Origin of the sequence: Rhodococcus sp. GXMU-t2271, assembly GCF_041414735.1 — a bacterium.
GTDB lineage: Bacteria > Actinomycetota > Actinomycetes > Mycobacteriales > Mycobacteriaceae > Rhodococcus > Rhodococcus indonesiensis.
Genome location: NZ_JAUIZP010000074.1, coordinates 1 through 14,126, shown reverse-complemented (window position 1 = coordinate 14,126; position 14,126 = coordinate 1). Strand labels below are relative to the sequence as shown.

Sequence of the window (14,126 nt, the reverse complement as noted above, 5' to 3'; positions counted from 1 at the left end):
ATGGGTATCCGATCCCTCGCCTACCTGCGCATCGGCGCCACCGATATGGACGCCTGGCGGGAATACGGTCTGAAGGTGCTCGGCATGGTCGAGGGCAAGGGCGTCGATCCCGGGGCGCTCTACCTCCGGATGGACGACTTCCCGGCCCGTCTGGTCATCGAGCCGCACGAGAGCGACCGGCTCCTCGTCTCCGGCTGGGAGACCGCGAACGCCGCCGAGTTGCAGGAGGTACGCGACAACCTCGCCGCCGCCGGAGTGCCGTTCAAGGAGGGCACGGCCGAGCAGCTCGCCGATCGGCGAGTCGACGAACTCGTCGTCTTCCAGGACCCGTCCGGCAACACCCTCGAGGCGTTCCACGGGGTCGCGCTCGAGCACCGCCGCGTCGTCAGTCCGTACGGGCACCGGTTCGTCACCGGCGAGCAGGGACTCGGGCACGTCGTCCTGTCCACCCGCGACGACGAGGAGGCGCTGCACTTCTATCGCGACGTCCTCGGCTTCCGGCTGCGGGACTCGATGCGCATGCCGCCGCAGATGGTGGGCCGTCCGGCCGACGGGAAACCGGCCTGGCTCCGCTTCTTCGGATGCAACCCCCGTCACCACAGCCTGGCGTTCCTGCCGATGCCCACGCCGAGCGGCATCGTGCACCTGATGATCGAGGTGGAGAATTCCGACGACGTCGGGCTGTGCCTGGACCGGGCCCTGCGCCGCAAGGTCAAGATGTCGGCGACGCTGGGCCGGCACGTCAACGATCTGATGCTCTCGTTCTACATGAAGACACCCGGCGGCTTCGACGTCGAGTTCGGCTGCGAGGGAAGGCAGGTCGAGGACCGGGAATGGATCGCGCGCGAGTCCACGGCCGTCAGCCTGTGGGGCCACGACTTCAGCGTAGGCTTGCAGCCATGACCGGACCCGGCGACGTCGCGATCGACCCCCGCACCTTCCGCACCGTGCTCGGCCAGTTCTGCACGGGGGTCACGATCATCACCACCGTGGACGCGGGCGAACCGGTGGGCTTCGCCTGCCAGTCGTTCGCGGCGCTGTCGCTGGATCCGCCGCTGGTGCTGTTCTGCCCGACGAAGACGTCGCGGTCGTGGACCGCTATCGAACGTTCCGGGCGCTTCTGCGTCAACGTGCTCGCGGAGGAACAGCGGGACACGTGCGCGCGGTTCGGGTCCCGCGAGCCGGACAAGTTCTCCGGTGTCGAGTGGCGTCCGTCGCCGCTCGGCTCGCCGATCCTCGCCGGCTCCCTCGCACACATCGACTGCACGGTGGAGACCGTGCACGACGGGGGCGACCACTGGGTGGTGTTCGGCCGGGTGTCGTCGCTGAGCGAGGTTCGGGACGAGAAGGAGCGGCCGCTGCTGTTCTACCGAGGCCAGTACACCGGGATCGAGCCGGACAAGACGGTGCCGGCCCCTTGGCGGGACGACCTCGAGGCGTTTCTCACGAGCACCTCCGAGGACACCTGGCTCTAGGGGCCGGCTCCGGTGAGCACCGGTCCGTCACTGTCCGGGTTGCGGCACCTCGATGCTGTCGGGCAGCTGGTCGCGCGCCCGATCGAGCTGCTGTTCGAGCTGCTCGACCATGCGGTCGTTGTTGAGCACCGTGACGACGCCCGCGACGTACGCGATGGACAGCACGAGCGAGACGACGCTCAGGACGATGCCCGCGATGGCCACGCCTCGTCCGGTCACCCCGAGGCGCCGGGCGGCGCGCACGCCGACGATACCGAGCACGATGCCGATGATGGACAGCACGAGACCCACCGGCGACAGGACGAGCGAGAGCACGCACACGAGTGCGGCCGTGCCGACGGCGAGTGCGAGTGCGGCGGCGACGCTCGTCTTGGCGGGCTTCGTCGTCACTCGCTCCTCGAAGGGGGCGGCGGTGGTGGTGACTGCGCGGTCGTCCGCTACCACGCGGTCGCGGTCGGAAATGCGGTCGCGGTCGGTGACGTGGTCGCGGTCGGTAACGCGGTCGCGGTCGGAAACCGGTTCTCTGCCGGCGGCACTGGCCCCGGCGGGTTCGCGTTCGATCATCGTCGGTCCTCCTGGTCGGGATGCTGGCCGGGGGCGCCCTCGTCGACGTAGTACTCGGTGGTCACGACCCGCTTGTGGAGCCGCAGACCGGGCGAGGGCGCGTCGTGCGTCGTGCCGTGCTGCTGCGCCGTGCCCTGCTGCGGCGTGCCGTGCTGCTGCGGTGTCCCGGTGTCGCCACCGTGCGACGGTGCCGACGGCGGGGCCGAGGTCGCGACACCCGGCGCACCGGCGGGCGGTGTCCGATCGGCGTCGCGCAGCCGATCGGTGTCGGGCGTCCGGACCGTGCCGTGCCCGGCGTCGGGTGTCCGGCCGGTGCCGTGACCGGTGTCGGGCATCCGGTCGGTATCCGGCGCGCGGCCGGTATCGGTATCGGCATCCGCCCTGTCGTAGTAGCGATAGAGCTGGGTCTCCTCCTCCGGAGTGAGACGGCCGTCCTCGTCGATGTTCGGAGCGCCGGTCACCGTGTCCTTGTCGAACGGCAGACGGACGTCCTTGCCGTCCAGCTCGGCGACGTCGATCGGCACGAAGTGCCGACGGGTGCCGAACAGGCCGGTGACGACGGTGATCCACGCAGGGTTGCCGGTCCGGTTGTCGAGATAGACCTCGCCGATCTTGCCGAGCTTGCCGCCGGGGCCGTGGACGGTCGCGCCGACGAGTGCATCGATGTCGCTGTTGTTGATCATGGTGACCTCACCGATCGATTGTGTCTTCGACTCGGTGGGTGCCCTCTGCGGCACGTCCCGAAACCCGGCGGCCGGGTCAGATCGGTTCGGCGTCTCCGAAGGTCATCTGCAGGCGAGAGATCGACGACGTGAGCAGTGCACGTCGGGGCAGTCCCAGGGTGCGCAGTTCCCCGGCGACGGGATGCGTGCCCAGACGCAGGTCCGCGCCGCCGATCCGGCTACGCACGCCGGAAGGATGCATCGCCCATCCGGTGCGCCGGGTGACCCCGTCCAGATGCGAGTAGGCCGTTACGGAGGCGGCAGCACTATGACCGGGAACTGCGAGACCCGGTCGTACCGACAGCTCCGCGATCAGCTGCCCGTCGCTGCGCACCGACGTGCGCTTGACGTCGCCGGTGTGGTCGGCGTCGAAGTCGGCGAGAGTCTTGGGAAAACCCCAGATGCTGCGCCCCGCCGCCAAGGTGAATTCGCCGTCCACCGGGAGCCGGTGAATGAGGGCACCCGCGCCGCCACGCGCGAGTTCCCGAAGATCTCGCAGGGCGGTGCCGCCGCGCCGGCGGTGGTCGCGAACGAGGAAGCACACGCCGAACTCGTTGTAGGGTCCGAGATCACCGTCGACGTAGTCCACGAATACCAGGACGCAGATTCCGCGACCCGGGCGGGGGTGCAGCAGTTCGAGTCCCGTGTGGTCGATCAGCGCCTGTGCCGGCGCGGCGGGCACCGAGTACATCGCGGTGAATGCCGTCGCGGCCCGGACCCGCACCGGCATCTCGATCGCGGTGCCCGAGATGATGTGTGTCGTCACGCCCTGCCCCTCTGCACGAACCGGATCGCGAACCCGGCCGGCCGGGTTGCGAATGAGAACGTGTTCTACTATTCGTGCTCCGGGCCGGGAGCGCAAGAGCTCGGCGAAGGCGTCCGAACAGGCAGCCGCGCCGGATGGGCGCGGCTGCAGGGTGCGTCCGTCAGCTCGGTGCGCCGAGGTTCATCTCGTCCGGGTGCATGCCGACCCGCGTGCCGTCGTCGAGGGTCGCGATCTCGCTCAGATCGAGGTCGTCGAGCTCGAAGTCGAACACGTCGATGTTCTGCGTGATCCGCTCGTCGTGGACGGACTTCGGGATCACGATCAGCCCGTTCTGCAGGTGCCAGCGAATCAGCACCTGGGCGGCCGACTTGCTGTGCCGGTCCGCGATGCGAGTGATGATCGGATCGACCAGGAGTGTGTTCGGCTTGGATTCGCGGCCCCAGCCCGCGTTGCTGGTTCCGCCCAGCGGACTCCACGATTCGACGGCGATCCCGTGGTCGGCCGCGAAGGCGCGGATCTCCTGCTGGGGAAGGTGCGGGTGCAGCTCCACCTGGTCGACGGCGGGCAGCATGCCGCCGCGATCGACGAGCAGCTGCAGGTGGTGCGGCTCGAAGTTGCACACACCGATCGCCTTGGCCCGTCCGGACTCGGCGATCTTCTCGAGCGCGTCCCACGTGCGCAGCAGCCGGTCGTTGTCCTGCAGCGGCCAGTGGATCAGGTACAGGTCGACGTAGTCGGTGCCGAGGCGGCGCAGGCTCTCGTCGAACGCCTTCGTCGCCCGGTCGTAGCCCTGGTCGGAGTTCCACAACTTCGTGGTGAGGAAGACCTCCTCCCGCGGGACGGACGCCGAAGCGATCCCGCGTCCGACGCCCTCCTCGTTCCCGTACGCGGCGGCGGTGTCGATGTGCCGGTAGCCGGCCTCGTCGAGGGCGTAACGCACGGCGTGTTCGGTCTGCTCGTCGGTGGCCTGCCAGACTCCCAGGCCGAGCTGCGGGATGGTAGTTCCGGAATTCAGCGTGATGACGGGAGTGCTCATCGTTCCAGGCTAACGAGTCCGGGATTGTCCTGCCGGGCTCGAGTCCGTCGCCCACTCGCCCAGCGGGGTACCGCGGAATCCTGGTTCGGTGTCCCGTCGGGAATGCCACCGGACGAGCACGCTCGAAGTCCGATCGGCGAAGGGTTGCGATCACACGAGCGGGCTTCCCGCGCCGAGACCGCCCTGCATCTCGGTCAACCGAGGGGTTCGATCTCACCCGGTCGCCAGGTCCGGTCGAACCATGCCTGGAGTGGTCCGTAGAGGCGCAGGAGCACGAACCAGCCCTTGCCCGGGACAGTCCGGATCCAGTTCGACTCCCGGCCCGCCGGCGAGGCGGGTCCGAAGTAGACGTCCACCGAGCCGTCTTCGCCGGCTGCGACCGTCCCGGTGTTGCTGTTGAGCGACGGGTACGGGTCGTCGGTCTGCAGCAGAGAGCGGGACTGGCAGTCGTAGACGCACACCGACCAGAAGTCCTTGGCGGGAATGCCTGCAGGCAGGTGCATTCGGTAGGTGCGGCCCCCGTCCAGCCACTCTCCCTCGGCGTCCTCGGCGGTGTAGGCGTACTGCGAGCCCACTCCCACCATCGGGGTCGCCATCGCCGGCGTGACGACGGTGGCGGCGTAGTGGAACAGCGTACGGGCATCCAGGAGACGAACGCCGTCGCGCAGGAACTCGGAGCTTCCACCCACGAAGGCCGTCTTCCACGACGACACGTCCCGGCCGTAGAGGTAGGCCTGCGGGTCACGCGGCCGGTACACGATGGTGCGTGCAATCGCCGACCCGATCGGCGCAGCCTGAGACAGGATCGCGTGCATCCGCTCATCGGGAGCGAAGGGTCGGCCCTTGACGATCCCGATCGCCGCGAGCTGCCCGGCCAGCTCGGGATCGAGCGCGTCGACGGGTTCTTCCTGGACGATCTGGTCGACCTCTTCGTAGAACGAGAAGTCGTTCGAGTGAACGGTGTTGAACGGCACGCCGTCTGCCTCGACGAACCGCATCTCCGGCGGGTCGTCGGCCTGGGCGAGCGGATAGATACGGGTCTGCTCGATGACATCGAGCCCGCCCAGATTGCGCGCGAACAAGAAGTTGGTGAACGTCCGTGAGCGGTAGGTGAAGTAGCCCTCGGGGACCTCGCCCTCGTACCCCGGCGGCAGCAACAGGTACTTTCCGCCCCGCCCCTTGTCGGGCCCGGCATTGCCCAGGTCGGCCACGTACCGGAACCAGAAGTCGTCGACCACGTCGAGCGACATCGGTGGGCACTCGACAACCGTCGGCCCGTCGGCCCTCAGATCGAGCACCGCGATCCCGTAGGTCGTCTCGGTGTTGGCTGTCAGGAAGCAGGGCACCGAGTCCATGCGGGCGCACACGGCCATCTCCCGCGACGTACGGATCCCGATCGAGCGGAACCCGGTACGCATGGCCACGAGCGACGCACCGGGAACCGCGTTCAGGAACACGTCGACGCCGCGCAGCAGGTCGAGACGATCCCAGCTCAACGCGATCGTCTCCGGGTCCGGCATCCCGTCGTCGAATCGGAATGTCCCCAGGTCCGTCTCGACGACATCGGGGATCCCCACCGCGCGACGGACCTCGTCGGAGCTCCCGCCGGAAGACCGAGCCGGCATGACCCCTCCTTCCCCGGCTGCGCTCGGGACCGGGTCGCCGTGGTGCGCGACGTCTGTCGAGGGTCATCCGAGGAGCAGGCCGGGCAGTTGGCAGCTGCTGCGTCCTCTCTGCAAGATAAAGGCACCGCACTCGATCCGGCAAGGCTGCTTGCCCGGATCCGGGGTGGAGAGGCGTAGGCGCCGAACCGGGCGGACGATGTGCAGGTTCCGCCGATACGGACCAGGGCAGGCGGCGTACGGACGTTGCGCCGCCGGCAACGGGGCGAGGAGGCGGCACCCGGTCGCGGGTGCCGCCCGCGCTCAACGCACGATCGCGGTCAGGAACTCCCGCGGCTGCCCGAACAGCTGGGCCGTTCCGTGCGCCCGCTTGAAGTACAGCTGCGCGTCGTGCTCCCAGGTGATCGCGATGCCTCCGTGCAACTGGATCGCTTCCGCGGCCACCTGCTCGAACGCCTCCGAGCAGTACACCTTCGCCGCGTACGCATCCTGCGTATCCTGCGACAGCGCGGCCGCGTACGACATCGACCGTGCGGTCTCCACCAATGCGTACATGTCGGCCATGCGGTGCTTGAGCGCCTGGAACGATCCGATGACCCGGCCGAACTGCTTGCGGTTCTTCGAGTACTCCACTGTCAGCTCCAGAGCCGCCTGAGCCGCTCCGACCTGCTCGGCCGACACCGCGATCAGCGCGACCGTCCGCAGGCTCTCCTCGAGACCGGCGGAAGTGGTGAGCCGCCGGCCCACCACCCCCTCGAAGCGCACCTCGGCGAGAGAACGGGTCGGATCCATCGTCGGCACCCGGCGTCGCACGACACCGTCGGCGTCCGGATCCACCTCGACGAGCGCGACGTCGTCCCCGTCGGCCGCGAGCACCAGCAGGGTCGTAGCGACGTCCCCGCCGAGCACGTAGTGGGCGGTGCCGCCGAGCCGGTCGCCCTCGAGCACGACACCGGGTGTGGACCAACCGGCCTCGGAAGCCCAGCACAAGGCTGCGATCTCCCCGGCGGCGATGCCCGGCAGCAGGCGGGCGCACGCGTCGGTGTCACCGGAGAGCAGCAGAGCCTGTGCCGCGAGCACTGCCGAGCCGAGCATCGGCGACGGGGTGAGCGTGCGGCCGAGTTCCTCGAGCACGACGTGGGTCTCGGCGAGGGAGGCGCCGACACCGTCGTACTCCTCGGGCACGGCGAGGGCCGCGACGCCGATCTGTTCGACCATCTTCTGCCACAGGTCGGCGTCGTAGCCGTCCGGCAGGGTGATCGCCTTGCGCACCGCCGCGGAATCGGAGTGCCGGCCGAGCAGGCTGCGCACCGACTCGCGCAGCGCGGCGCGATCCTCGGTCTCGAAGGTCACGATGCGTCCTCCAGCGCGTCGACGACCCGCGCCCGGTGCACATCCGCGGTGCCCCATGCGGTGACGAGGGCCCGCACCCGAGTCAACGCCAGCGACAGATCGTGTTCGAGGGTGTAACCGATGGCGCCGTGCACCTGCAGTGCCGTCCGCGCCGCCCGGTAGGCCGCCTCACCGCAGGCCACCTTCGCCGCCGAGACGTCGCGGGAGGCGGTCGCGGCGCCGTCGCGCACCGCGAGCGCCGCACCGAGCAGCAGCGGGCGCGCCATCTCGAGGCCGACGGCGACCTCGGCGAGGTGGTGCTTGACGGCCTGGAACGATCCGATGGCGCGACCGAACTGCTTGCGCTGCTGCGCATACTCGACCGTGGTGTCGAGCAGGGTGCGTCCGAGGCCCTGCAGCTGCGCCGCGGTGGCCAGGGCTCCGTAGTCGAACGCGGCACCGAAGTCCGTGTCGCCCAGGGTGTCCGCTGCCGCGACGGCATGCAGGCGGCGGGCCGGGTCGACGGACTGCAGGGCGTCGCCGGCGGTGCCCGTCGAGACCGTGCCGCCGTCGACGTGCAGCACGAGGTCGGCGACGTCGGCATCGACCGCGTACGGCACGTGCGGTGCCGCGGCGACCGTCGCGAGCTCCCCGGCGGCGAGCGCGGACAGCCGGTCCGGAGCGACGGCGGCCAGCAGGATCGGCGCCACGGCCACGGTCTCGACGAGCGGGCCGGGCACCGCGTGGCGGCCGAGCTGTTCCATGGCGACGACGAGGTCGAGCGCGTCGGCCCCGAGACCGTCGTGGTCCTCGTCGACGAGCAGCGCGCCGACGCCGACCTCGGCGAGCCGTTGCCACACCTTCAGGCCGGGGCCGGTGTCACCGGCGGCCCACGACCGGACGACCGCAGGCAGATCGGACTTGGCGAGCAGCGCGTCGATGCTGGACGCGAAGTCCTCGTGGGAGGAGTCGAGCGCGAATCTCATCGGTCGCCCTTCGGAAGGCCGAGCAGCCGCTCGGCGATGACGTTCTTCTGAATTTCGTTGGTGCCCGCGTAGATCGGCCCCGACAGCGAGAACAGGTAACCGTCGGTCCAGTCGTCGGCGAGCTCCGCGGCCGGGCCCTGCAGGTCCAGCGCGGTCTCGTGGGCGGCGATGTCCCAGTCCGACCAGAACACCTTGTTGATGGACGACTCGGCGCCGAGCTGACCGCCGTCCTGCAGCCGGGTGACGGTGGCCCAGGTGGACAACTCGTACGCGCGCGCCCCGATCCACGCGTCGGCGACGCGGTTGCGCAGGGACGCGTCTCCGTGCCGGTCCGACGCCGCGTACAGCGCCAGCAGGCGGTCGGTGGTGGCGAGGAACCGTCCGGGGGAGCGCAGCGACAGTCCGCGTTCGTTCGAGGCGGTGCTCATCGCGACGCGCCATCCCTCGTTCACGCCGCCGATCACGCCGGACTCGCCGGGGTTGCCGGGGTCGTCCGGGACGAACACGTCTTCGAGGAAGATCTCCGCGAAGCCGGGTTCGCCGTCGAGCTGGTCGATGGGCCGGACGGTGACGCCCTCGGCACGCAGGTCGAACATGAAGTAGGTGATGCCCTTGTGTCGCTGCGCATCCGGGTCCGAGCGGAACAGTCCGAAGCCCATGTCCGCGAAGGACGCCCGCGAGCTCCACGTCTTCTGCCCATTGAGCAGCCACCCGCCGTCGACCCGCCGGGCGGTCGAGCGCAGCGACGCGAGGTCGCTGCCGGACTCCGGTTCGGACCAGGCCTGGGCCCAGATGTCGTCGGCACGGGCCATGCGCGGCATGATGCGTGCGAGCTGGTCGGGGTGGGCGTGCTCGAACAGCGTGGGAGCGAGCAGGAAGATGCCGTTCTGGCTGACCCGTCCGGGCGCGCCGGCGCGGTAGTACTCCTCCTCGAACACCACCCACTGCTGCAGCGTGGCGTTGCGGCCGCCGAGTTCTTCGGGCCACGAGACGACCGACAGGCGGGCGTCGGCCAGGGTGCGTTCCCACTCGCGATGTTCCTCGAAGCCCTCGGCCGTGTCCATCGACTTCAGCGGGTTCGACGGGACGTTCTCGGCGAGGAAGGCGCGGACCTCGTCGCGGAAGGCGAGGGTCGCGTCGTCGAGTTGCAGATCCACTACTTCGTTCCTTCCTGCGCGGCAGAGCCGCTCACCGGGCGTGCGCTCGCGGCCATCGATTTCGCGTTCATGCCGCCGAGGGAGTCGGTACCGACCTCGGCGTTGTGGGCGTGCGCGAAGTGGTGCAGGCCGAACACCGAGTCCATGCCGTTGCGCATGCCCATCTGGTCCTCGCACTGGTTGACGGCACGTTTGGTCAGGGCCAGCCCGAACCGCGGCATCTCCGCGATCCGTCCGGCCAGGGCGAGGGTCTCCTCCTCGAGCTTCTCGCGTGGCACGACGCGGTTGACCATGCCGACCTCGTAGGCGCGCTGGGCGCCGAAGCGGTCACCGGTGTAGAGGATCTCCTTGGCGAAGCGCGTGCCCAGCACCCAGGGGTGGGCGAAGTACTCCACGCCGGGAATGCCCATCCGCACCACCGGATCCGAGAAGAACGCGTCCTCCGAGGCGACGATCAGGTCGCACACCCACGCGAGCATGAGGCCGCCGGCGATGCACGCGCCCTGCACCATCGCGACCGTCGGCTTGGGGATCTCCCGCCAGCGGCGGCACATGCCCAGGTACACCTCCATCTCGCGCGCGTACCGCTGGTCGCCGCCGGGCTTGTCGACGTGGTCCCACCACATGACGGCCTTGTTGTCGTAGTGGACGTGGTGATCACGACCGGGGGTGCCCAGGTCGTGCCCGGCGGAGAAGTGCTTGCCGTTGCCCGCGAGCACGATCACCTTGACCTCGTCGTCCTCGACGGCGCGTTCGAAGGCGGCGTCGAGCGCGTAGGTCATCACGGAGTTCTGCGCGTTGCGGTAGTCCGGCCGGTTGAGGGTGACGATCGCGATGCCGTCGCGCACCTCGTAGGTGACGACATCGGGTTCGTAGGGGACGGTCATGACTTCTCCTCACGCAGAATGTTTTTCAGAACCTTGCCGGACGGGTTGCGAGGCAGGTGCCCGGTGAAGCGGACCGAGCGCGGCACCTTGAAGTTGGCCAGCTTCTCCTTGCAGAACGCGATCACCGACTCCTCGGTCAACTCGCTGCCCTCGAGGGCGACGACGTGCGCGCGGCCCACCTCGCCCATGCGCTCGTCGGGCACGCCGACGACCGCGACCTCGTGCACGCCGGGCAGGCGCATCAGCGCCGCCTCGATCTCGGCGGGATAGACGTTGAACCCGCCGCTGATGTACATGTCCTTGAGCCGGTCGGTGATGTCGAGGTAGCCGCGTTCGTCGAGGGTGCCGACGTCGCCGGTGTGCAGCCAGCCGTCGGCGTCGATCGTCTCGGCGGTGGCCTCCGGGTCGTCGAGGTAGCCGAGCATCACGTTGGGGCCGCGCAGCAGGATCTCGCCCTTGTCGCCGATGCGGACCTCGAAGCCGGCGGTGGCGCGGCCGGAGGAGGTGGAGACGGTGACGGGGTCGTCGTCGGTGCGGCACATCGTCGCGACCACGGCCTCGGTCTGGCCGTACGCGGTGAGGACGGCGTCGAAGCTCAGTTCGTTCTGCATGCGTTCGACGAGCGCGACGGGCACGGGGGCGGCCCCAGTGACCGCGATCCGCAGGGACGACATGTCGAACTCGTCGCGGCGGGGGTGGTCGAGGATGCTCTGGTAGATCGTCGGCGCGCCCGGCAGCACGCTGATCCGCCGGTCGGCGACGGTGGCCATCACCTTCTCGACGTCGAACACCGCCATCGGCACGACGGTGGTGCCCGCGAGCAGCGCTGCGACGAACCCGGCCTTGTAGCCGAAGCTGTGGAAGAACGGGTTGATGATCAGGTAGTTGTCGTCCGGTGTGAGCTCGGCGCACTCGGCCCACGCCTGCGCGACCCCGATCAGCTGCCGGTGGGCGCTGAGTACGCCCTTGCTGCGCCCGGTCGTGCCGGAGGTGAACAGGATGTCGCAGACGTCGTCGGGGGAGACGGCCCGCGCCCGGGCGTCGGCCTCGGTGCGCGCGTCCACCGTCGCCGCGGCGAGGAAGTCGTCCCAGTCCACGACGCCGTCGGCCGGTGCGTCCGTCCCACCCAGCGGGACCCGCACCACGGTGGGCACGTGCAGACCGGGCGCGGCGGCGCGCAGAGCGGCGTACCGGTCCGTGCCGAGGAAGTCGCCGGCGACGACGAGGGCCTCGGCGCGGATGCGGTCGAGGATGTCGTGCGCCTCGGCCCCGGTGTAACGGGTGTTGACGGGGACGACGACGCCGCCGGCCCACTGGATCCCCAGCGCGGCGACCATCCAGTGGTGGGTGTTGGGCGACCAGATCGCGACGCGTGCACCGGGCCCGACGCCGTGGGCGACGAGCGCGGCGGCGAATTCGCGGACGCGATCGCGAAGTTGTGCGAACGTCGGTCGCACGTCGCCGTCGACGATCGCGATCCGGTCGGCGTACACCGATGCGGCGCGTTCGACGGCGGCCGGTGTGGTTCTCGGTTGTGCAGTCACGGAGCTCCCTACCTAGCAAGTGCTTGGTAGGTTATCGTACAGACGTGCATGAGAGCGAGAGACTGGACGACACGGGTTTGGCCGACACCGAATTCGCCGCGACCGTCCGCCGGTGGCTGGAGGAGAACCTGACCGGCGAGTTCGCCGACCTCAGAGGCAAGGGCGGACCGGGAAGCGAGCACGAGTTCTTCGAGGAGCGCCTGGCCTGGGACCGGCACCTTGCAGCCGCCGGATGGACCTGCATCGGCTGGCCCACCGAGCACGGCGGCCGCGGTGCCACCCTCGAGCAGCAGGTGATCTTCCACGAGGAGTACGCCAAGGCGAACGCGCCGGCGCGCGTGAACCACCTCGGCGAGGAACTCCTCGGCCCTACCCTGATCGCCTTCGGCACCGAGGAACAGAAGCGCCGCTTCCTGCCGGGGATCCGCAACGTCACCGAGCTGTGGGCGCAGGGCTACTCCGAGCCCGGTGCGGGTTCCGACCTGGCCAACGTCTCCACCACCGCCCGGCTCGAGGACGGGAAGTGGGTGATCAACGGCCAGAAGGTGTGGACGTCGCTCGCGCACGTCGCGCAGTGGGCGTTCGTGGTGTGCCGCACCGAACCCGGCTCGACCCGGCACCACGGCCTGAGTTTCCTGCTCGTGCCGCTCGATCAGCCGGGCGTGACGGTCCGGCCCATCCAGCAGCTCACCGGCACCTCCGAGTTCAACGAGGTCTTCTTCGACGACGCCGTCACCGACGCCGACCTCGTCGTCGGCGCGCCCGGCGACGGCTGGAAGGTCGCGATGGGCCTGCTCACCTTCGAGCGGGGTGTGTCGACCCTCGGCCAGCAGATCGGTTTCGCCCGGGAACTGCAGAGCATCGCGGATCTGGCGGTCTCGACCGGTGCGGCCGACGACCCGCACATCCGCGAACGGATCGCCCGCGCCCGCATCGGGCTGCGCGTCATGCGGGCCCACGCCGTGCGCACCCTCGGCGACGCCGACCCCGGCCAGGCGTCGGTGGCGAAGCTGCTGTGGGCCAACTGGCATCGCGACCTCGGTGCACTGGCGATGGACGTGCAGGGTCCCGCCTCGCTCACCGGACCGGACCACGACCACGCCGGCAACCCGTCGCTGCTGTCGGACCCCGAGCACCTCGAGCTCGCCGAATGGCAGCGGCTGTTCCTGTTCACCCGCGCCGACACCATCTATGGCGGATCCAACGAGATCCAGCGCAACATCATCGCCGAGCGCGTGCTCGGCCTTCCCCGAGAGGCCCGACCGTGAGCACTTCCCCCCTCGCCACCCCGCCCGTCGAAACGCCGGGCCACGGCCTGCTGAGCGGCAAGAAGGTCGTCGTCACCGCCGCCGCCGGCACAGGCATCGGGTTCGCGACCGCCCGTCGCGCCCTGCTCGAGGGCGGCGACGTGCTCGTCTCCGACTTCCACGAGCGCCGGCTCGGGGAGACGGTCGACAAGCTCGCCGCCGAGTTCCCGTCGCAGCAGGTGGAGTCCATCGTGTGCGACGTCTCCTCGACCGAGCAGGTCGATGCGCTGATCACCGGTGCCGCCGAGCGGCTCGGGCGCATCGACGTGCTGGTCAACAACGCTGGACTCGGCGGCGAGACCCCCGTCGTCGACATGACCGACGAGCAGTGGGACCGTGTCCTCGACATCACCCTCACGAGCACCTTCCGGGCGACGCGCGCGGCGCTGCGCTACTTCCGGTCGGCCGACCACGGCGGCGTCCTCGTCAACAACGCCTCCGTGCTCGGGTGGCGTGCGCAGCATTCGCAGGCGCACTACGCGGCCGCCAAGGCCGGCGTGATGGCGCTGACCCGCTGCTCGGCGATCGAGGCCGCCGAGTACGGGGTCCGGATCAACGCCGTCGCGCCGTCGATCGCGCGGCACGCCTTCCTCGCGAAGGTCACGAGCGAGGAACTGCTCGACCGGCTCGCCTCCGACGAGGCGTACGGGCGGGCCGCGGAGGTCTGGGAGATCGCTGCGACCATCGCCATGCTCGCCAGCGACTACACCACGTACCTGACCGGCGAG

Annotated in this window: 14 protein-coding genes; 4 read left to right on the top strand and 10 right to left on the bottom strand. The window is 69.8% G+C overall.

All coding sequences use genetic code 11. The features are described 5' to 3' along the window. Entirely contained in the window at positions 1–903 is a 903-nt protein-coding gene (gene hsaC / locus QYS60_RS24775; protein ID WP_003935871.1) for an iron-dependent extradiol dioxygenase HsaC, read from the top strand. Next, on the top strand, positions 900–1,475 hold the full coding sequence (gene hsaB / locus QYS60_RS24770; RefSeq protein ID WP_003935870.1) for a 3-hydroxy-9,10-secoandrosta-1,3,5(10)-triene-9,17-dione monooxygenase reductase subunit: 576 nt from the start codon (positions 900–902) through the stop codon (positions 1,473–1,475). Before hsaC ends, hsaB begins: the two co-directional genes overlap by 4 nt. Before the next feature lie 27 nt (positions 1,476–1,502). Here the strand turns inward: hsaB and QYS60_RS24765 are convergent, their stop codons facing one another. The 10 genes from QYS60_RS24765 to QYS60_RS24720 form a co-directional block, all read right to left on the bottom strand. After that, positions 1,503–2,039: a DUF4190 domain-containing protein gene (locus QYS60_RS24765; protein WP_289377217.1), complete on the bottom strand. Its 537-nt coding sequence runs from the start codon at positions 2,037–2,039 to the stop codon at positions 1,503–1,505. Continuing rightward, entirely contained in the window at positions 2,036–2,722 is a 687-nt protein-coding gene (locus QYS60_RS24760; protein ID WP_371384552.1) for a PRC-barrel domain-containing protein, read from the bottom strand. The genes QYS60_RS24765 and QYS60_RS24760 overlap by 4 nt, the downstream gene beginning before the upstream one ends. Positions 2,723–2,798: 76 nt before the next feature. Beyond that, a complete protein-coding gene (locus QYS60_RS24755; protein WP_371384559.1) occupies positions 2,799–3,491 on the bottom strand; it encodes an acetoacetate decarboxylase family protein in 693 nt (230 codons plus the stop codon). Positions 3,492–3,687: 196 nt separating this feature from the next. After that, positions 3,688–4,563, bottom strand: coding sequence for an aldo/keto reductase (locus tag QYS60_RS24750; RefSeq protein WP_289377223.1), 876 nt, complete (start codon positions 4,561–4,563; stop codon positions 3,688–3,690). A gap of 194 nt (positions 4,564–4,757) precedes the next feature. After that, the gene (locus QYS60_RS24745) at positions 4,758–6,188 is read right to left on the bottom strand and encodes a DUF1254 domain-containing protein (RefSeq protein WP_289377225.1); all 1,431 of its coding nucleotides are present in this window, start codon (positions 6,186–6,188) and stop codon (positions 4,758–4,760) included. A gap of 300 nt (positions 6,189–6,488) precedes the next feature. Further along, on the bottom strand, positions 6,489–7,538 hold the full coding sequence (locus QYS60_RS24740; protein WP_289377227.1) for an acyl-CoA dehydrogenase family protein: 1,050 nt from the start codon (positions 7,536–7,538) through the stop codon (positions 6,489–6,491). After that, entirely contained in the window at positions 7,535–8,503 is a 969-nt protein-coding gene (locus tag QYS60_RS24735) for an acyl-CoA dehydrogenase family protein (protein ID WP_371384551.1), read from the bottom strand. Before QYS60_RS24735 ends, QYS60_RS24740 begins: the two co-directional genes overlap by 4 nt. Then, on the bottom strand, positions 8,500–9,660 hold the full coding sequence (locus tag QYS60_RS24730) for an acyl-CoA dehydrogenase family protein (RefSeq protein WP_003935862.1): 1,161 nt from the start codon (positions 9,658–9,660) through the stop codon (positions 8,500–8,502). The genes QYS60_RS24735 and QYS60_RS24730 overlap by 4 nt, the downstream gene beginning before the upstream one ends. Next, positions 9,660–10,547 (bottom strand): enoyl-CoA hydratase, encoded by an 888-nt coding sequence (locus QYS60_RS24725; protein WP_010594488.1) that lies wholly within the window; start codon positions 10,545–10,547, stop codon positions 9,660–9,662. Before QYS60_RS24725 ends, QYS60_RS24730 begins: the two co-directional genes overlap by 1 nt. Continuing rightward, complete coding sequence (locus QYS60_RS24720; protein ID WP_371384550.1) at positions 10,544–12,091, bottom strand: FadD3 family acyl-CoA ligase; 1,548 nt, start codon at positions 12,089–12,091, stop codon at positions 10,544–10,546. Before QYS60_RS24720 ends, QYS60_RS24725 begins: the two co-directional genes overlap by 4 nt. A 44-nt stretch (positions 12,092–12,135) precedes the next feature. On the opposite strand from QYS60_RS24720, the gene QYS60_RS24715 reads away from it, so the two are divergent. Next, positions 12,136–13,359 (top strand): acyl-CoA dehydrogenase family protein, encoded by a 1,224-nt coding sequence (locus tag QYS60_RS24715; RefSeq protein WP_054371638.1) that lies wholly within the window; start codon positions 12,136–12,138, stop codon positions 13,357–13,359. Further along, positions 13,356–14,126 (top strand): SDR family oxidoreductase (locus tag QYS60_RS24710; protein ID WP_371384549.1); only part of this gene is annotated, 771 nt, incomplete at its 3' end. The genes QYS60_RS24715 and QYS60_RS24710, both read left to right, overlap by 4 nt.